Below are 17,902 nucleotides of genomic sequence, written 5' to 3'. Positions count from 1 at the left end.
ATGTTTCAGACCTAATAAAAGTAGCGATCGCGGCAACAGAAAAGCCCTTGGAGCTTTTCTGTTTGTCGGACGTCGTTGTATCCGTCCAACAGGGAAAGGAGAAATGCGTGTGGGTCGTGTAAGGGGGTACACATGTCGCTGAGTAATAACCGTGCCATTATCGAATTGACGGTCGGTGGGCTGATGCTCAGCCTCTCGGCGTTAGCCGTGGCTTTTGCTCATATCGGTGCCGGAGGCGCTGGGTTCTATCGAATGCTGTTTGCGTCGATATTGTGTTTCCTGCTGCTCAAAGCCCGCCGGATTCCAGTGCTGCTAAAAAGCTTTCGAGCCCAACTCTACACCGGTTTGGCGGGGGTGTTTTTGGCCATAGACCTGGTGCTTTGGCATCAGAGTATCTATGTGGTGGGACCCGGCATCGGCTCTATCCTCTCCAATTGCCAGGTGTTTTTCATGACCGTGTTGGGAATGTGCTTGCTCAAGGAGCGGCCTTCGATCTATTTCCTGATCTCCATCCTCCTCGCGTTCGTTGGGCTTTATTTGCTGCTGGTGCCCGAAATGACGAGTTCGCTGGGTATCAAGGGGGTCGTGTTTGGTGTCTTGTCGGGCCTTGCCTACGCTATTTGCGTTTACTTCCTGAAAATCAACACGCAGTTACCTGACGGTGGCGGCGACAAGACTGCCCAGATGCTTAACCTGGGCATTTGGGCAGCGCTGGTGCTGCTCGGTTACGCGATATTCAATGGCGAGAGCCTGGCTATCGTCGACGCCCAGACCTTGGTGATGCTGATCATCTACGGCGTGTTGGTGCAGTTTGTCGGATGGCTGCTGGTCAACCGTTCGATCGGCTCGATCAGCCTGGGGGTCGCTGGCCTTATCTTGCTGCTGGAACCGGTGATTACTTATTTCATCGACGTGACTTTTCTGGGCAAGGCCAGCTCCACCTTCCAAGTGTGCGGAGCGCTATTGACGATCTTCGCGGTTTACATCGGTTCGATCAGACCGCCCGAGAAAGTGCAGCCCCTGCCACCAGCAAATGAGCAAAAGCACGCGGGGCCATTGCGGGGCTGAGGCGGTGAAAATCGCGCTGATCATCCCTGATGGGCCGTTGAAAAATGAACGGTGAGAAACCACAGAACCAGGGCCGTTGCGCTGATCAAAGCGCCCAGCAGGCTGACTGCAATCCAGCCCCACAGCGCATAAACCTGGGTCGCGGCTGCGGCTCCCAGCGCGCTACCGACCGAATAGAAGCACATGTAGGCGCCGACCATGCGACTTTGGGCATCGGGTCGTGCAGCAAAAATGAGGCTCTGATTGGTGACGTGTACGGCTTGCACCGCGAAGTCCAGCAGGACTACGCCGCAGACCAGCGCGATCAGGGACGTTTCGGCAAACGTGATGGGCAACCAGGACAGCGTCAGGAGCCCCAGCGAAATGCCGGTCACTCGTTGCCCAAGGCCTTGATCGGCCCAGCGCCCGGCTCTACTGGCAGCAAGGGCCCCGGCGACGCCGGCCAATCCAAACATACCGATGGCAGTGTGTGAAAGCGACAAAGGAGGCGCGCTCAACGGCAGTACCATGGATGTCCACAGCACAGAAAAAGCGGCAAAGATCAGTAAGGCCAGAAGGCCTCTGGTGCGTAAAGTGCGTTCGGTGATGAACAGTCTGAAAAGTGAACGAATGAGCGCCAGGTAGGAGTCCTGGTGCCTTGACGGCGCCGTGACAGGAACCACTTTCCACAGCACCACCGCGAGGGTCAGCATCAATCCCGAGGACACGAAGTAAACGGCGCGCCAGCCCGCGATGTCCGCAATCAGGCCTGAAGTGAAACGCGCCAGAAGAATACCCAGGACAATTCCACTGGTGACCGTGCCGACGGCCTGCCCGCGTTGTGAGGGTGTTGCCAGCGCGGCGGCGTATGCCACCAGTACCTGAACGACCACTGCCAACAAGCCCATCATGATCATGGCCCCCAACAGGGCCAGCCATTGCTGTGCTGCACCGACCGCCGCGAGCGCCACCGCAGACAACAGTACCTGCGTCAGAATCAGCCGTTTGCGGTTTACCAAATCGCCCAGCGGGACGATGAACAGTAACCCCAACGCGTAACCAACCTGAGTGGCCGTCACCACAACGCCGATGATCGATGAAGCCACACCCAGGCTCTGGGCCATTGAGTCGAGTAATGGTTGTGCGAAGTAAACGTTGGCCACTGCCAGTGCACAGGTGACAGAAAACAATAACGTGAGTGACGGGGAAAGCCCTGGAGACCGGTCGCCCCTGCTGCTTTCGCCGGTATCCGGATGAAGCCATCCTGAAGGCTGTCTGGAGAACCGTTTGGTGGCTGAGTCGGCCTCTACTGTCATGTGCACCTCCATGGCGTTAAACTGGTTTCAATTAAAAACTAGTATCCATTGTTGCGGTATCTGGTTTTTAATTGAAACCACATTGCGCAAGGTCAAAAAAATGGAAGAAGACGCCTCACCACACTGCAGCGAATGCCCGGTAGCAAGAACACTGGAGGCCATCGGGGATCGTTGGTCGCTCATGATCATCCGCGACGCTTTTGACGACATTCGCCGATTCAGCGAATTTCAGAAGAGCCTGGGCGTGGCCAAAAATATTCTGGCATCGCGACTGAAGACGCTGGTCGAGATCGGGGTTTTCGACGTGCGTCCGGCGTCCGATGGCAGCGCCTACAAGGAGTACGTCCTTACGGACAAAGGACGGGAGATCTTTCCGGTTGTAGTCAGCATGCGGCAGTGGGGCGAACGTTACCTGTTCAAGCCGCAGGAGACGCGTTCCGTGCTGTTGGACAACGCGTCCGGCCAGCCTCTGATGCCGATGGATGTTCGCTCATCAAACGGTCAAAAACTCGGACCGTCTGACTGCCACAGGGTGAGGCTTGTGGGCGGCGAGTCGTGAACAGACAGCAGACTTGCCTCACTCCGGAACAACGCCGGGGGAATGAGAGCCGGTGTGCTGGGCCTGGGCCTGAAGGCGAAACTCACTGGGGCTGCGCTGGGCGTGTTTGCGAAAAAAACGGCTGAAGTAACCGACATCGGAAAACCCCATGCCGTGGGCAATCTGCTTGACGCTTTGGGCCGAATGGGCCAGTTCGCGTTTGGCTTCGAGGATCAGCCGGGCGTTGATCAAGGTCATGGGGGTCATGCCGAGTTGTTCATGACACAGCCGTCCCAGGGTCACCACGGTGATCCCGAGGGAATTGGCGTAGTCGTGCAGCGAAAGGTGTTCGCGAAAGTGCCGGTTCACCAGTTCGCGGAAGGCGATCACCTGCTGACTGCGTCGATCGTGACGGGGCGCCTGCAGGTCGTGTGTGTATTCGCTCAGGCGCAGCATCTGGATCACCAGTGCCAGCAATAACGACATGCTGCACGCGGTGTGTTCCCGACCACGACCGTGGTACTCCCCATACAACGCCCGATACAGCGGCTCCAGCGGATTATCGGCCGGCTCCCATTGCGGCAGCGCGACGACACAGGCTTTCTGGATATGCGGTAGCAGGCCCGGTGAGAGCACTTGGACGATGCTTTCCAGCGGGTGTTGGACGGCGGTGATCACATGCCCTTCGACCCGTCCGTGCCAGGCGAAGCCATGGACGATCTGCTCAGGGATGTACAGCAGGCACGGTGCCTTGACCTCGACTCGCTGGTTGTCCAGCAGCACCTCGCCTTCGCCACTTTGCAGGTACAGCATCTGCAACAACCCGTCGTGGCGATGGGCGGCGATCTCCCAGTTATAGGCGCCGGAGCGCAGGGAGATCGATTCGACATGCAGTGAGTCGTGCCATATCGGCGCCACCGCCTCGCCGTACAGGGCATAGCTGGGAATCTTGTTCATTATTTTTATGTTCTACGGGCACGTGTTTTCTACCTTAGCGAAGAATCCGCGCGTTGGGCAATTCGCCGTTGATTTGTCGGAAAAGTCTCGACGGTTGAAGGTTTTGTCCATTCTTGTGAGCCATCCCACGCTTCTATCCTGAGCACCGCCTGCTGCCTCCAGTGCAGTGGGCGAACTGTCTTGAAATGCGTGTTGGAGATAACAATGAATAATAACGACCTGCAGAAAAGCTGGCTGAACCTCGATTCCAGGGTTTGCGTGCTCACGGGCGCAGCTGGCGGTATCGGTGCCGCGATTGCCGCCGCGCTGGTTCGCCAGAACGCCCATGTGGTGCTGCTTGATCGCGACGAACAAAAATGCCGCGAACTGGCCGCCGAACTGGCGCAAAACAGTGAAGCGGATGTCTCTGTGCTGCACTGCGATATTGCCGATCCCCTCAGCGTGCAACAGGCCGCCGAGCAAGTGCAGGCGCTCCATGGGCGCTGCGATGTGCTGATCAACAACGCCAGCGTGCTGCAGGCCGGCGCGCTTGAAGAGCTGACCCTGGACAACTGGAACCAGGTGCTTTCGGTCAACCTGACGGGCTATCTGTTGTGTGCCCAGGCGTTCGGGCGGCTGATGCTGGCCCGGCAAAGCGGCAGCATCGTGCACATCGCTTCGATCGCCGCGCATTACCCGCAAACCTTCAGCGGTGCCTACAGTGCAGCCAAGGCCGGGGTCGCCATGCTCTCGCGGCAGATCGCTGCGGAATGGGGACCACGGGGCATCCGCAGCAATGCCATTTGCCCGGGCCTGATTCGCACGCCGCTGTCGGCGGCGTTTTACGCCGACCCCAAGGTCGAGCAGCAGCGCAAGGCAATGACCGCCAACCAGCGGATCGGCGAGCCCCAGGACATCGCCGATGCCGTCCTCTTCCTCGCGAGCCCGCGGGCAGCGTATGTCAACGCTGCCGAGTTGACCGTCGACGGTGGCCTGGAAAGCATGTTGATGGCGTTGATTCCTCGCCCCGGCTTTGGATCCCCCATGGCCAGCCGCCAGGCCTGACCTCCGTTCGGCCGATGATGGCCGACTCCGAATCCCCCAGCGAACCTGTGCCTGTCGTGCTGTCGATGGCTACCACGGCGAGCGTTCGGCTGGCTTTTACCGAGAGAGACTGACTATGACGACGACAACTACCGAGGCGATCCGTCGGTGCGACGTTCTGGTGATCGGCGCCGGTGCCGGTGGTCTGGCGACCGCCATCACTGCACGCAAGCAGGGGCTGGACGTCATTGTGATTGAAAAGGATGCGTACTTCGGCGGGACCACCGCGTTCTCCGGAGGGGTGCTGTGGATTCCCGGCAACGCGCTGTCCAAGGCCAAGGGCATCACGGACAGTCGGGAGGCGGCGCTGACCTACATGAAGAACGAAACGGGCGATTTCTACGATGCCGAGGCCGTCGATGCGTTTCTCGATAACGCGCCGCAGATGATCGACTTTTTCCAGCGCGAGACCGAAGTCCAGTTCATCCCGACCCTCTACCCGGACTATCACCCGGACGTGGCCGGGGGCGTCGATATCGGCCGTTCGATCCTCGCCGCGCCGTTCGACATTCGCAGGCTGGGGGCCGACATGGCGCGTCTGCGGCCGCCGCTCAAAACCATCACGTTCATCGGGATGATGTTCAATTCGTCGAATGCCGACCTCAAGCATTTCTTCAACGCCACCAAATCCCTGACCTCGTTCCTCTATGTTGCAAAGCGCCTGATGACTCACGCCAAAGAGTTGCTGCTTTACCGGCGCGGCATTCAGGTGACCAGCGGCAATGCCTTGGCCGCGCGACTGGCGAAATCGGCGCTGGACCTGGGGATTCCGATTCTGACGCAAACCAGCGCCCGTCAACTGTTGAAAAGCGCAGACCGGGTCACTGGGGTGGTCGCTCAGACCGAGGGCGGTGAGTTGCGGTTTGAAGCCCGCCACGCTGTGGTACTGGCCAGCGGCGGCTTTTCCCATGACCTGCAACGGTTGAAGCAGGCCTATCCCCATGTGCGCCGCGGTGGCGAGCATTTCTCACCGGTGCCGCAAGGCAACACCGGGGATGGCGCGCGTATGGCCGAAGCCCTGGGCGGCACCGTCGATATACGGCTCAAGGCGGCTGCTGCCTGGATGCCTGTCTCGAAAGTGCCGATGGGTAACGGCAGGTTCACTGCCTTCCCGCATTTGCTCGATCGCTACAAGCCCGGCGTTATCGGTGTGACCCGCAATGGCCAACGGTTCACCAACGAGTCCAACTCCTACCACGATGTCGGCGCGGCGATGATCGAGGCCTGTGCCCACCAGACCGAAACCGCCATGTGGTTGATCTGCGACCGCCGGACCATGGCCAAGTACGGACTGGGTTACGCCAAGCCGGCACCGATGCCCCTCGCGCCATTGCTGCGCAACGGCTACCTGCACAGTGGCCGCACCCTGGCTGAATTGGCGCGTAGCGCCGGGCTCGACGCTGCCGGGCTGGAACAGACCGTACGTGACTACAATCGCACGGCGGGGCAAGGCGTGGATCGGCAGTTCGGCCGTGGCACCACCAGCTTCAACCGCTACCTCGCCGACCCGCAGAACCTGCCGAACCCGTGCGTGGCGCCGATTGGCGACGGCCCCTACTACGCCCTCAAAGTGATCATGGGCGATCTGGGCACCTTTGATGGCATCAAAACCAGCGTCTGCGGTGAAGTGCTCGACCAAGAAGGCCGGGCAATCGATGGGCTTTACGCGGTGGGCAACGACCGGGCGAGCATCATGGGGGGCAACTATCCCGCTGCCGGCATCACGCTCGGGCCGATCATGACCTTCGGTTATCTCACCGGGATGCACCTGTCCCGGGTGGCCGCCGAAAAAACACCGGGCAACCCTCGGCAGGAGGTGGCCTGATGAATCACAAGCCGGTCGTCGACCACCGTATCTACACCATCCGCCCACGGGGCATGCCCGAGTTCATTGAGGTCTTCGATCGTCTGGCGATGCCGATTTTGCTCGAGCATCTGGGCGCGCCGCTGGGCTTTTATACCAGCAGCATCGGCCCATTGAACCAAGTCGTGCACCTATGGGGCTACGACAGTCTCGATGACTTCGAACGACGCAGCCAGGCGCGGGATGGCGATCCCCGCTTCCCGGCCTACCTGCAGGCTTCCGCACATCTGATCCTTGCCCAGGAAACCCGGATTATCCGCCCGGTGCGGTTCCACAGTCTCGGCAGCGCTTGAGCCGCCGGTTACCGTCCTCGCTTCACCCCAATAAAAAAGTGGGCGCCGTGGTTGAGCGCCCCCACAACACAGAGGTGACTTTCATGCTGACAACTCAACCCATCGACATCCACGCGCTGATCAACAGTCGCCCCATTGGCAGCTTTCAGAAGTGGGTGGTCTTTCTCGGTTTCCTGATCATCGGCCTCGATGGTTTGGATGTGGCACTCATGGGCTTTATCGCACCGCAATTGAAAATGGACTGGGGCTTGAGCCACCAGCAGTTGGGCCCGGTGTTGAGTGCGGCGCTGATTGGTCTGGCGGTCGGCGCACTGGTCGCCGGGCCGCTGGCCGACCGTTACGGACGCAAGATCGTGCTGGTCAGCAGTGTCTCCATGTTTGGCCTGTGGACGCTGGCGACGGCGTTTTCCCCGGACATCAGCACCATGGTGATCCTGCGCTTCCTGACCGGATTGGGGCTCGGCGCGGCCATGCCGAATGCCAGTACCCTGGTGTCGGAGTACGCGCCGCAGCGCAGCCGTTCGTTCCTGATCACGGTGGCGTTCTGTGGGTTCTCCCTGGGCGCCGCCGGTGGCGGGTTTCTGTCAGCCTGGATGATCCCGGCCTTCGGCTGGAAAAGCATGCTGATTCTGGGCGGTGTCTTGCCCCTGCTGGTGGCGCCGCTGCTGTATTTCAAACTGCCCGAGTCGGTGACGTTCCTGGTCGCCAGGCGGGCGCCGAACACACGTATCCGCGCCATTGTGGAAAAACTCGCGCCGGGCGTCAGTGACGCGAAATCGACCTTCTGCCTGCCGGCTCATCCGCTGATGCGGTCTTCGGCGATGCAGATCGTATTGTCCCCGTCCTATCGCTTCGGCACGTTGATGTTGTGGAGCGGTTATGTGCTTGCGTTGTTTCTGGTCTACCTGTTCAGCGGCTGGTTACCGACCCTGGTGAAAGACGGGGGCGGTTATAGCGTTGCGGATGCGGCCATTGTGACCGCGATGTTCCAGATCGGTGGACCCGCCGGCGCGCTGTGTGTCGGCTGGGTCATGGATCGCTGGAATAAATACCGGGTGTTGATGGCGGTGTTCGTGTTGAGCGGGGGTGTGATCTATGCGATCGGACAGGCCACGGGGCATTTCCTGTTGCTGTGCTTGGTCGCCTGGATGGTCGGGTTCGGCCTCAATGGCGCCAGCGTCGGCATGAACGCGCTGGCCGCCACGTTTTACCCTACCCAGGCGCGAGCCACTGGCGCCAGCTGGATGAGCGGTATCGGTCGCTTTGGCGCGATCCTCAGCGCCTTTGCCGGCGCGCAGATGCTGAGTTGGGGCTGGACCTTCGCGCAGGTGTTTGCGGCACTGGTGGTGCCGTCCGGTCTGGCGGCCCTTGCGATTTATGGGCTGGGACGCAACGCCGGCACGGTGTTGAACGATCGACAGGTCGCGTCTGTTCCACCGAGCCGGACGAATTCCTAGACCTTGAAACGCTCCACCCGCCGTTCCGGCTCATGCTCCAGCCGCGCCAGTTCGTGACACCGGTTAAATCCAGGAACGCGAGCGCTAAACCACCACGGGCGCCTTCAGGCGCCCGCCAGTGTGCAACGGCTGGCGTTCAGCGACGGTTACAGGTTTTGATGCCCAGCAACGTATAGACAGGGCAGAAACGGAAAATACCAGTGGCCAGCGGCACTAAACCTATCCAACCCCACGCGCCGATCACACCGGACAGACTGAGGCCAATGAGAAGCAGACCCGCGAGAATGCGCAGGCAACGGTCAATGGTTCCAATGTTCGCTTTCATGGCCGATCTCCCGATCAATGGCTGCGCCGGCTCTCCAGCGCAGTAAACAACAACATGCCGGCCAGCATGGCCAACATGAACACGATCACTTGCCAGTGCCCTGTCAGCAGAATGGCCACTGCGGGGCCAGGGCAGATGCCCGCTATTCCCCAGCCGATACCGAACACCAGGCTCCCGCCAATCAAGCGCGGGTCCAACTCACGTTTGATCGGTAGCTGCATCGGCCTTCCCAACAGCGAACTGGATTGTCGGCGGGCCCAGGTCAGCGGGCCGATGGCCACGCCAATGGCCCCGACCATGACCAACCCCAGAGAAGGGTCCCAGGCACCGGCCAGATCCAGGAAAGCGAGTACCTTGCCCGGATTGGCCATGCCTGCCAGAAGCAGGCCCAGGCCGAACAGCAGGCCAGCAATGAACGCGGTCAGTTTGCTCATGTTCAACCCCCCAGCAGATGACGCAAGACAAACACCGTGACGAAACCGCTGAACATGAAGCACGCCGTGGCGACCATCGATCGCGGCGAAAGGCGCGATATGCCGCAGACCCCATGGCCACTGGTGCAACCTGATCCGTATCGGGTGCCGATGCCCACCAATACACCGGCGGCGATCAGTCCGAGCCAGCCACTTTTGAACTCAATCTGTGGCAGCGCGGTGAACAAGCCCCATAGAAGCGGCGCGATGAGCAGGCCCAGGAGAAAAAGTGCTTTCTCACTGACTCCCTCGCTCCCACGCTGTAAAAGACTGCCGATCAGGCCGCTGATGCCTGCGATACGCCCGTTGGCGACGACGAATAGACTGGCCGCCAGGCCAATCAATGCACCACCGGCAAGGGATGACCAGGGAGTGAAGTTGAGCCAGTCGACATTCATGAGCTTTCTCCGGCGCAAAATGGTTGATGTTGAAGTCGGGCGCAAGTCCCGGATTATAGGCGAGGCCTGGAAGTGGACGGCTCTTGCACATGACTAAATGGCTTTCACCAGCAAGGCCACCGCCACCACGATGGAAACGGCGGCGAAGCCTCTTTGTAAGTGTGGCCCCGCCAGCCGTGCCGCAATCAGACGGCCGCCGACCATCCCGACCAATGCGCCAGTGGAAAACGGAATGGCCACTGCCCACTGCAAGTGCCCGGCCGCAGAGCTTGCCGCAACGCCGGAAATTGAAACCAGCGCAATAATGGCAAGAGACGTAGCAAGCACCGACTGCGGTGTCAGATTGGTGTATCGCTGGAGCGCCGGCACCATCACAAAGCCCCCGCCCACGCCGAGCAGGCCGGACAACCCTCCTGCGACAATGCCAGAGAGCGTGAGTGCCCATGCACACGGCCCCGTCCAGTTGAGCTTTCCCCGGTTCACATCCAATAGACATGGTGGCGGCTTGGAGGTGAAGGGGGCCTTCGATTCCGTGGAGGGCGATAGCGATCGTCGATATACCCGGAACGCAACGTACATCAGCACGAAGGCAAACATGATCGTCAACGGACGGTTAGGCGTGCGTTGCGCCAGCCAAAGGCCAAGTGGGGAACATACGATCCCCGCCCCTGCCGTTAAAAGCGCAGCTTTATAGCGGACGGTGCCGTTTTTGAGGCCCATCACGGCACCCAGGGTCGCGGCCAAACCGACCGCCAGTAAACCGATTGGCCCTGCCTCGGCCATGCTCAGTCCCGCTCCAAACACCAGTAACGGAACAGCCAGGATGCCCCCTCCGGCGCCGGTCAGCGCCAGAATGACCCCGACAGTGAGCCCAAGCAGTAAGACGACGATCATCTCAGTCTCCTTGTTTGCAGGCCTGATCTCATACGTCAGCCATCTCGGGTTTCGCCATCCACTCACGGCCCTTGAGCATTCCCTTCCAATACAGCGGTGGAAGAATCCGCTCCTTGAGCAGCCATGCCAGCCTCGATGGTCGGGTACCGTCAATCAGCCAGGATGGAAAGCTGGGGGCGACCTTGCCGCCATAGGTGAACTCAGCCAGTACGATCTTGCCGCGCTCGACCGTCAGCGGGCAGGAGCCATAACCGTCGTAATGGGCGCTGCCTTTCGCTTTACCCATTGCCGCCAACACATTATGGGCGACGACTGGCGCCTGCTTGCGTGCCGCAGCCGCGGTTTTGGCGTTGCTGGAGTTGGCAGCGTCGCCTAGCGCGTGAATGTTGGCCCAGCTTTTGTGGCGCAAAGTGGCAGGGTCGACATCAATCCAGCCGGCCGCGTCAGCGAGAGGGCTGATCCGAATGAAATCCGGCGCGATCTGTGGTGGCACCACATGAAGCATATCGAAGTCACGCGTCACGACATGGGCGCTGCCATCCGGATTAACGCAGTTGAACGTTGCGGTCCGTGCCGGTCCATTCACGCTGGTGAGTGTGTTGCCGAAATTCAGGTCGATCCCATAGGCCGCGACGTATTCCATCAGTGCGGGCACGTAGTCGGGAACCCCGAACAGCACCGCGCCGGCGCTGCAAAACTCGATCTCGACGTTGTCCAGTACACCGCTACGTTTCCAATGATCGGCCGACAGGTACATGGCTTTTTGCGGCGCCCCGGCACATTTGATCGGCATGGGCGGTTGCGTGAAAACCGCCCGGCCACCACGCAGTTGCTGCACCAGTTCCCACGTATAGGGGGCCAGGTGATACAGGTAGTTTGAAGTCACACCGTTGCGGCCCAGGGTGTCCGACAACCCCTCGATGGCATGCCAATTGAGCTTCAGACCAGGGCACACGATCAGTTGTTCGTATTTAACGACTCTGCACCCATCGAGAATGACGGCATTTCTCTCGGGTTCGAAAGCGGCGACCGCCGATTTGATCCAATGCACACCGTGGGGGATGGTCGTACCCATCGTGCGCGCCGTTTGGGGCGCGTCGAAGACGCCACCGCCGACAAGTGTCCAGCCTGGCTGGTAGTAGTGCACATCTGCCGGATCGATGATGGCGACGTCGAGCCCAGGCTCTCGCGCCAGCAAACTGGATGCCGCCGCGATACCGGCCGCACCGCCGCCGATGATGACCACGGCATGCTGCGCCTCAGCCACTTCGACCGGCGTACGCCCCTGGTTGGCAATCCGGCGAATGACGCCTTTCATATCGAACCCGGCTTTTTTGGCCGTCTCGACGATGTGTGGCAGGGATTGTTTGCCCGCTTGTGACAGGGCCCACATCGTGGTCGAGCGCATGCCGGAACGGCAATAGGCCAACACGGGTTTTGGAAGCGTTTCAAGGAGCTTGCCGAAGGCAATACCTTGCTCATCAGTGACTTTGCCTGATTCCGCGGGAAGGTAATGCGCTTCGATGCCGACCGCTTCGGCGGCTCGTTTGATTTCGGCAAACAAGGGCTGATCACTGCCTTCGCCATCGGGACGGTTACACACGACGGTGCGAAAACCCGCTTCCTTTAGTTCAGCCAATTGGTTGGGAAAAATCTGTTCGGATACCGACAGTCCGGGCGCAAGGTGGCGAATGTCCATAAGTGACTCCGTTATGGGTATTTTTTCTTATGCGTTTTTTGGGGTAGGCAACGTCAGGCGACGTTGAGCGGGATTTTCAGGTAGCGCGTTCCGTTCGCTTCAGGCTCGGGAAAGTGCCCGGCGCGCATGTTGACCTGAACCGAAGGCAGGATCAGTGTCGGCATTTCCAGCGATGCATCACGCTTTGTGCGCATCGCCACAAACTCCTCCTCACTGATGCCGTTACGCACATGAACGTTGTGGTCGCGCTGGTCGGCGACGGTACTGACGAATTGCACCTCGCGGCCACCCGGCTGATAGTCGTGGCACATGTAGAGCAACGTATTGGCCGGCAGGCTCAGCACCTTGTTGATTGACTGGAACAGCGTGCGCGCGTTGCCGCCGGGAAAGTCACAGCGTGCAGTACCGTAGTCGGGCATAAACAAGGTATCGCCAACGAATGCCGCCGTTTCGGTGCCGTCGCTGATCACATAAGTCATACAGGCCGGCGTATGGCCAGGTGTATGGAGTGCGTGGCATTGCAGCGTGCCGATGGTGAACGGCTCGTCATTGACGAACAGGTGATCGAACTGACTTCCATCGCGGGGCATCTCGCCAGCGGTATTGAACAGCGTGCCAAACACCTCCTGCACCGTCGAAATCTGGCTGCCGATGCCTATTTTCCCACCAAGCTTTTCCTGCAGGTAGGGCGCTGCCGTCAGGTGGTCTGCGTGGACGTGGGTCTCGAGAATCCAGTCGACCCTCGCATTGAGTTCGTTCACCCTCGCAATCAATTGGTCGGCAGAGGTTGTGCCGGTGTGGCCGGACTTTGGGTCGTAATCCAGCACGCTGTCGATCAACGCGCAGTGGCGGGTCGCCTCATCCAGCACAAGATAGCTGACGGTATTGGTAGCAGAATCGAAGAATCCTTCGACGTGAAGTTTTACACTCATTGGCCTGTCTCCTTAGGGGCTTTTACCAAGCCGCTCACACTAAGGACTGACATAGCAATAAGTCTGCCAGACTCAAGCAGAGCCAAAACATGATCCTATCTACCTGATTTTGTTGGTTTTATTTTTTAAATACAGTTTTATTTTTTCTGTATCCATCTGGATTCACTGCCATTGGCAGTGCCTGTTGACAGAGGTGGCAGTGCCACAACAGGATGGATGGATTCTCAGGAGCCACGATGAAGACTTTCTTGCCCACCCCAACCCACCCACTCCCGCACTCGGATCAAGTGCAGTCACTGGTTTCGTTTCTTGAGCACGAACCACAGCCGATGATCGTGCTCGATCCTAACTACAACATCCTGGCTGCCAACACGGCCTATCAGCGGCAGTTTGGCAGCGCTGACAAGCCCTTTATCGGCCATAAGTGCTATCAAATCTCACACCACTACGACGTTCCTTGTGATCAGGCGGGTGAGAACTGTCCGATGAAAAAGGCCCAGGAAATGCGCGGACCGGATCGTGTCTTGCACATTCACCACACGCCTCGCGGTCCAGAGCACGTCGACGTCGAACTGCGCCCGATTCTGGACGAGCACGGCGTCATCACGGCCTATGTGGAGCGTCTCACGCTGGTTCGCAGCGCCTCCGCGCGACCCAGCAACGAAGGCCTGGTTGGTCGCTCACCGGCCTTTAACCTTGCCCTGTCGGAACTGCAGCGGGTGGCCCCATCCATGCTACCGGTACTGCTGCTGGGCGAGTCCGGTACGGGCAAAGAGCTGTTCGCCCGCGCCGTACATGAAAACAGCGACCGGGCCACGGGCCCCTTCGTCGTCGTCGACTGCTCGGGATTGCCCGAAACGTTGTTTGAGAGTGAACTGTTCGGCCATGAAAAAGGGGCATTCACCGGGGCCACCACGCGCAAGCCCGGACTGGTTGAAACGGCCCAGGGCGGCACCTTGTTTCTCGATGAGATTGGGGATGTTCCACTGGCCATGCAGGTGAAACTGTTGCGCCTGATCGAATCGGGCACCTATCGCCGTGTCGGCAGTGTCGAGACCCTTCACGCCAACTTCAGGCTAATTGCCGCGACCCACAAACCCCTGGAAAAAATGATGGAGAACGGTGAGTTCAGGCAGGACCTGTACTACCGCATCAGCGCCTTTCCGATTCAGTTGCCCCCCTTGCGCAACCGGGTTGAAGACATCGGTTTGCTTGCCAATTCATTTCTACAACGTGCCGGTACCGGCAAGCGCCGGCTGACAATAGAGGCGGAGGCTCTGACACAACTGCAGCGCCATTCCTGGCCCGGCAATATCCGCGAATTACGCAATGTGCTGGAAAGAGCCAGTCTGTTCGCTGACGATGGAGTGATCCGCTCCACACATTTACCCCAGGCATCCGTGGCGATATCTCCTCAGCCCCCCGCTTCAACGCCTTTCGACGGCAGCTCGCTGGCACAGACACTGGCTACCTTCAAAGGCACCCGCAGTGAACTGGCCAGGCACATGGGCATCAGCGAACGTACGCTGTACAGACGACTGAAAGAACAAGGTTTGGCCTGACCAATCGCACTCGCGCCCCATGACTGCCAACGACTGCCAATCGCTGCCACCCTGGCAGGTTGGCAGCGCGTTTACCCGCCAAGGCCTGCCGCACCAGCTCACCCTGATCACTAAGTAATTGTTTTAAAACGATAAAAACAGACGCCCTCCCCTTGGCATGCCGTGTGCTAACTGCAAGTCATGACCATTTCCGACAAACGACTTCGACGCCATCTGCTCACGGCAGTAGTGATCAAACTACTGGTGCTGACAGTGCTGTGGTGGCTGTTCATCCGGGATTCGCACGTCAGTGTCGACCCGAACATTATCGGCAACCGTTTCGGTGTACCCACCTCGACTCAAGGGGCAAGCAAGTGATTTCAGAACACCTGGTAGATTTGTCTCGGCTGCAGTTCGCAGCCACTGCGCTTTACCACTTTCTTTTCGTACCGCTCACGGTTGGCATGGTGTGGCTGTTGGTCATCATGGAAAGTGTCTATGTGATGACCGGCAATGTCATCTGGAAAGACATGACGCGCTTCTGGGGCAAGCTGTTCGGCATCAACTTCGCCCTGGGGGTGACAACCGGTATCACCCTGGAATTTCAGTTCGGTACCAACTGGGCGTATTACTCGCACTACGTGGGCGATATCTTCGGCGCGCCGCTGGCCATTGAAGGCCTGATGGCGTTCTTTCTTGAATCGACCATGATCGGCCTGTTCTTCTTTGGCTGGGATCGCCTGAAGAAAGAGCACCACTTGCTGGTCACGCTGCTGATGGCCATCGGTACCAACCTCTCGGCGCTGTGGATTCTGATCGCCAATGGCTGGATGCAGAACCCGGTGGGTTCAGAGTTCAGCTACATCACCATGCGCATGGAGATGGTCGATTTCTGGGCGGTGGTGTTCAACCCGGTGGCCCAGGCCAAGTTTGTGCACACGGTGTCCGCCGGTTATGTCACCGGTTCGATGTTCGTGTTGTCGATTTCCAGCTGGTACTTGCTCAAGCGTCGTGATGTCGAGTTCGCCAAGCGCAGTTTTCGGGTGGCGGCGGCTTTCGGCCTGGCCTCCGTGCTCAGCGTCATCGTGCTGGGGGATGAGTCGGGTTACACGGTGGGTGAGGCGCAGCAAACCAAGCTGGCGGCCATGGAAGCCATGTGGGAAACCAAACCCGCACCGGCAGGCCTGACCTTGCTGGCCAGCATCAATGAAGCCGAATCCAGAAATAACTGGGAAGTCGACGTGCCGTGGGTGATGGGCTTGATCGGCACGCGCTCGGTCAGCAAGCAGATCCCTGGCATTCATGACATCAAAGAGAAAAACCGCGCGCGCATTCTGCGTGGCATTACCGCCGTCAATGCGCTTGAAGCCCTGCGGGCCGATCGCACCGATAAGGCGGCGTTCGAGACCTTCGAAGCCTATAAGACGGACCTGGGCTTTGGCCTGCTGCTGAAAAAGTACGTTGAGGATGTCAACCAGGCCACGCCGGCGATTATCGACAAGGCAGTGAACGATACCGTGCCGCGCGTGACGCCGATGTTCTGGGGGTTCCGGATCATGGTCGCCCTTGGTTTTGCCATGCTCCTGCTGTTCGGGGTGGCCTTCTGGAGCACCTTGCAGTCGGCCTGCACACGCCGCCGCTGGCTGCTGCGTTGGGCACTCTGCATGCTGCCTGCGCCCTGGATTGCCTGCGAGCTGGGCTGGTTCGTCGCTGAATACGGCCGTCAACCCTGGACCATCTACGGCGTGCTGCCCACTCACATGAGTGTCTCCACCCTTAGCGTCAATAACCTCTATGGCTCGCTGGCAGGCTTCGTCGCTTTCTACACCGTGCTGCTGGTGGTTGAAATGTTCCTGATGGTCAAGTTCGCCCGCCAAGGGCCCGGCAGCCTCGGAACCGGCCGTTATGCTCACGATGCCAACCTGAAGGAACTCCACCATGCTTGATTACGTCACCCTGAAAATTATCTGGTGGGCACTGGTCGGCGTACTGCTGATCGGCTTCGCCATCATGGACGGCCACGACATGGGGGTCGGCACCTTGCTGCCCTTTGTAGGCCGCACGGACCTGGAACGACGCGTTGCGATCAACACTGTAGGGCCGCACTGGGACGGCAACCAGGTGTGGTTCATCACTGCCGGCGGCGCACTGTTTGCGGCGTGGCCGGTGGTGTATGCCACCGCGTTCAGCGGGTTTTACTGGGCGATGATTCTGGTCCTGTGGGCGCTGTTCTTCCGCCCGGTGGGTTTTGACTATCGCAGCAAGATTCACAACGCCAAATGGCGCAGCACCTGGGACTGGGGTCTGTTCATCGGCGGGGCCGTGCCGCCGCTGGTGTTCGGCATCGCGTTCGGTAACTTGTTGCAAGGCGTACCGTTCCACTTCAACGACATGCTGGTATCGACTTACACCGGGAGTTTCTGGCAACTGCTGAACCCTTTCGCGCTGCTGACCGGCGTGGTGAGCAGTGCCATGATCACCCTGCAAGGCGGTACTTATCTGGCGCACCGCACTGAAGGCGTGATCCAGTCCCGTGCCATCAAGGGCGGGGTTGGCGCGGCGCTGGTGCTGCTGTGCACATTCGTCATTGCCGGCGTCTGGTTGCAATCGATCGACGGCTATCGCATTACCTCGGTGGTGGATATCGCCGGGTTGCCGGACATTCTCAACAAGACCGTGGTACGCGAAGCGGGGGCCTGGATGGCCAACTATGGCCACTATCCTGCGTTGTGGCTACTGCCGGCGCTTGGCTTGGCGGGCGCCGCCGGTGCCGCGCTGTTGCTGCTGATGCGCCGCACACTGGCCGCGTTTGTCGCCTCGTCGCTCGCGGTGATCGGGGTGATCAGCACCGCCGGTGTATCGATGTTCCCCTTCGTCATGCCGTCGTCAACGGTGCCTGCGGCCAGCCTGACCGTGTGGGACAGCGTCTCCAGTCATTTAAGCCTGGCCATCATGTTCTGGGCCACGTTGATCTTCATGCCGCTGATCGTGATCTACACCTCGTGGGCGTACCGCGTCATGCGCGGCAAGGTCACCGTCGCCCAGATCAAAGCCAACGAACATTCCGCCTATTAAGTGACGGCAG

At 59.6% G+C, this 17,902-nt stretch carries 18 protein-coding genes; 10 read left to right on the top strand and 8 right to left on the bottom strand.

Annotated features, from left to right (window positions below; translation table 11 throughout):
• Positions 1 to 132 precede the first annotated feature (132 nt).
• Positions 133 to 1,068, top strand: coding sequence for a DMT family transporter (locus ACX3YD_RS11675; protein ID WP_458960013.1), 936 nt, complete (start codon positions 133 to 135; stop codon positions 1,066 to 1,068).
• 20 nt (positions 1,069 to 1,088) lie between these two features.
• Here ACX3YD_RS11675 and ACX3YD_RS11670 read toward each other — a convergent pair whose 3' ends face one another.
• Positions 1,089 to 2,363: an MFS transporter gene (locus tag ACX3YD_RS11670; protein ID WP_458960012.1), complete on the bottom strand. Its 1,275-nt coding sequence runs from the start codon at positions 2,361 to 2,363 to the stop codon at positions 1,089 to 1,091.
• Between the two features lie 100 nt (positions 2,364 to 2,463).
• Here ACX3YD_RS11670 and ACX3YD_RS11665 point away from each other — a divergent pair, with 100 nt between their 5' ends.
• Positions 2,464 to 2,922, top strand: coding sequence for a winged helix-turn-helix transcriptional regulator (locus tag ACX3YD_RS11665; protein ID WP_103404431.1), 459 nt, complete (start codon positions 2,464 to 2,466; stop codon positions 2,920 to 2,922).
• A gap of 18 nt (positions 2,923 to 2,940) precedes the next feature.
• Here the strand turns inward: ACX3YD_RS11665 and ACX3YD_RS11660 are convergent, their stop codons facing one another.
• Complete coding sequence (locus ACX3YD_RS11660) at positions 2,941 to 3,858, bottom strand: helix-turn-helix domain-containing protein (RefSeq protein WP_103404317.1); 918 nt, start codon at positions 3,856 to 3,858, stop codon at positions 2,941 to 2,943.
• Positions 3,859 to 4,062: 204 nt separating this feature from the next.
• Between ACX3YD_RS11660 and ACX3YD_RS11655 the strand changes: the two genes are divergently transcribed.
• The 4 genes from ACX3YD_RS11655 to ACX3YD_RS11640 all read left to right on the top strand — a co-directional run bounded on the left by ACX3YD_RS11655 (position 4,063) and on the right by ACX3YD_RS11640 (position 8,555).
• Positions 4,063 to 4,902, top strand: coding sequence for an SDR family NAD(P)-dependent oxidoreductase (locus ACX3YD_RS11655; RefSeq protein WP_458960011.1), 840 nt, complete (start codon positions 4,063 to 4,065; stop codon positions 4,900 to 4,902).
• Between the two features lie 115 nt (positions 4,903 to 5,017).
• Complete coding sequence (locus ACX3YD_RS11650) at positions 5,018 to 6,766, top strand: FAD-dependent oxidoreductase (protein ID WP_458960010.1); 1,749 nt, start codon at positions 5,018 to 5,020, stop codon at positions 6,764 to 6,766.
• Positions 6,766 to 7,098: an NIPSNAP family protein gene (locus ACX3YD_RS11645; RefSeq protein WP_090462718.1), complete on the top strand. Its 333-nt coding sequence runs from the start codon at positions 6,766 to 6,768 to the stop codon at positions 7,096 to 7,098. Before ACX3YD_RS11650 ends, ACX3YD_RS11645 begins: the two co-directional genes overlap by 1 nt.
• Before the next feature lie 83 nt (positions 7,099 to 7,181).
• A complete protein-coding gene (locus tag ACX3YD_RS11640) occupies positions 7,182 to 8,555 on the top strand; it encodes an MFS transporter (RefSeq protein ID WP_458960009.1) in 1,374 nt (457 codons plus the stop codon).
• Between the two features lie 136 nt (positions 8,556 to 8,691).
• On the opposite strand, the gene ACX3YD_RS11635 is transcribed toward ACX3YD_RS11640, so the two are convergent.
• The 6 genes from ACX3YD_RS11635 to ACX3YD_RS11610 form a co-directional block, all read right to left on the bottom strand.
• Positions 8,692 to 8,880 (bottom strand): YgaP family membrane protein, encoded by a 189-nt coding sequence (locus ACX3YD_RS11635; protein ID WP_458960008.1) that lies wholly within the window; start codon positions 8,878 to 8,880, stop codon positions 8,692 to 8,694.
• Positions 8,881 to 8,894: 14 nt separating this feature from the next.
• Positions 8,895 to 9,314 carry a DUF6691 family protein gene (locus tag ACX3YD_RS11630; protein WP_103406901.1) on the bottom strand — a complete coding sequence of 140 codons (420 nt, stop codon included), beginning with the start codon at positions 9,312 to 9,314 and terminating at the stop codon, positions 8,895 to 8,897.
• 2 nt (positions 9,315 to 9,316) lie between these two features.
• Positions 9,317 to 9,751 carry a YeeE/YedE family protein gene (locus ACX3YD_RS11625; RefSeq protein ID WP_103406900.1) on the bottom strand — a complete coding sequence of 145 codons (435 nt, stop codon included), beginning with the start codon at positions 9,749 to 9,751 and terminating at the stop codon, positions 9,317 to 9,319.
• A 93-nt stretch (positions 9,752 to 9,844) separates the two neighbouring features.
• Positions 9,845 to 10,645 carry a sulfite exporter TauE/SafE family protein gene (locus ACX3YD_RS11620; RefSeq protein ID WP_103406899.1) on the bottom strand — a complete coding sequence of 267 codons (801 nt, stop codon included), beginning with the start codon at positions 10,643 to 10,645 and terminating at the stop codon, positions 9,845 to 9,847.
• Positions 10,646 to 10,673: 28 nt separating this feature from the next.
• Positions 10,674 to 12,344: a bifunctional protein tyrosine phosphatase family protein/NAD(P)/FAD-dependent oxidoreductase gene (locus tag ACX3YD_RS11615; RefSeq protein WP_458960007.1), complete on the bottom strand. Its 1,671-nt coding sequence runs from the start codon at positions 12,342 to 12,344 to the stop codon at positions 10,674 to 10,676.
• Positions 12,345 to 12,397: 53 nt separating this feature from the next.
• Positions 12,398 to 13,276 carry an MBL fold metallo-hydrolase gene (locus tag ACX3YD_RS11610; RefSeq protein ID WP_458960006.1) on the bottom strand — a complete coding sequence of 293 codons (879 nt, stop codon included), beginning with the start codon at positions 13,274 to 13,276 and terminating at the stop codon, positions 12,398 to 12,400.
• Between the two features lie 236 nt (positions 13,277 to 13,512).
• Here ACX3YD_RS11610 and ACX3YD_RS11605 point away from each other — a divergent pair, with 236 nt between their 5' ends.
• The 4 genes from ACX3YD_RS11605 (at position 13,513) to cydB (ending at position 17,892) form a co-directional block, all read left to right on the top strand.
• Positions 13,513 to 14,838, top strand: coding sequence for a sigma-54 interaction domain-containing protein (locus ACX3YD_RS11605; RefSeq protein WP_458960005.1), 1,326 nt, complete (start codon positions 13,513 to 13,515; stop codon positions 14,836 to 14,838).
• 180 nt (positions 14,839 to 15,018) lie between these two features.
• Positions 15,019 to 15,195, top strand: coding sequence for a cytochrome oxidase putative small subunit CydP (cydP, locus tag ACX3YD_RS11600; protein WP_047530293.1), 177 nt, complete (start codon positions 15,019 to 15,021; stop codon positions 15,193 to 15,195).
• Complete coding sequence (locus ACX3YD_RS11595; RefSeq protein ID WP_458960004.1) at positions 15,192 to 16,763, top strand: cytochrome ubiquinol oxidase subunit I; 1,572 nt, start codon at positions 15,192 to 15,194, stop codon at positions 16,761 to 16,763. Before cydP ends, ACX3YD_RS11595 begins: the two co-directional genes overlap by 4 nt.
• Complete coding sequence (gene cydB, locus ACX3YD_RS11590; RefSeq protein ID WP_047530297.1) at positions 16,756 to 17,892, top strand: cytochrome d ubiquinol oxidase subunit II; 1,137 nt, start codon at positions 16,756 to 16,758, stop codon at positions 17,890 to 17,892. Before ACX3YD_RS11595 ends, cydB begins: the two co-directional genes overlap by 8 nt.
• Positions 17,893 to 17,902: the final 10 nt, after the last annotated feature.

It is taken from the genome of Pseudomonas fluorescens group sp. PF-1 (genome assembly GCF_054481335.1).
Note: the sequence above shows the minus strand (reverse complement) of the source record. Positions and strands in the feature narration are given on the sequence as shown.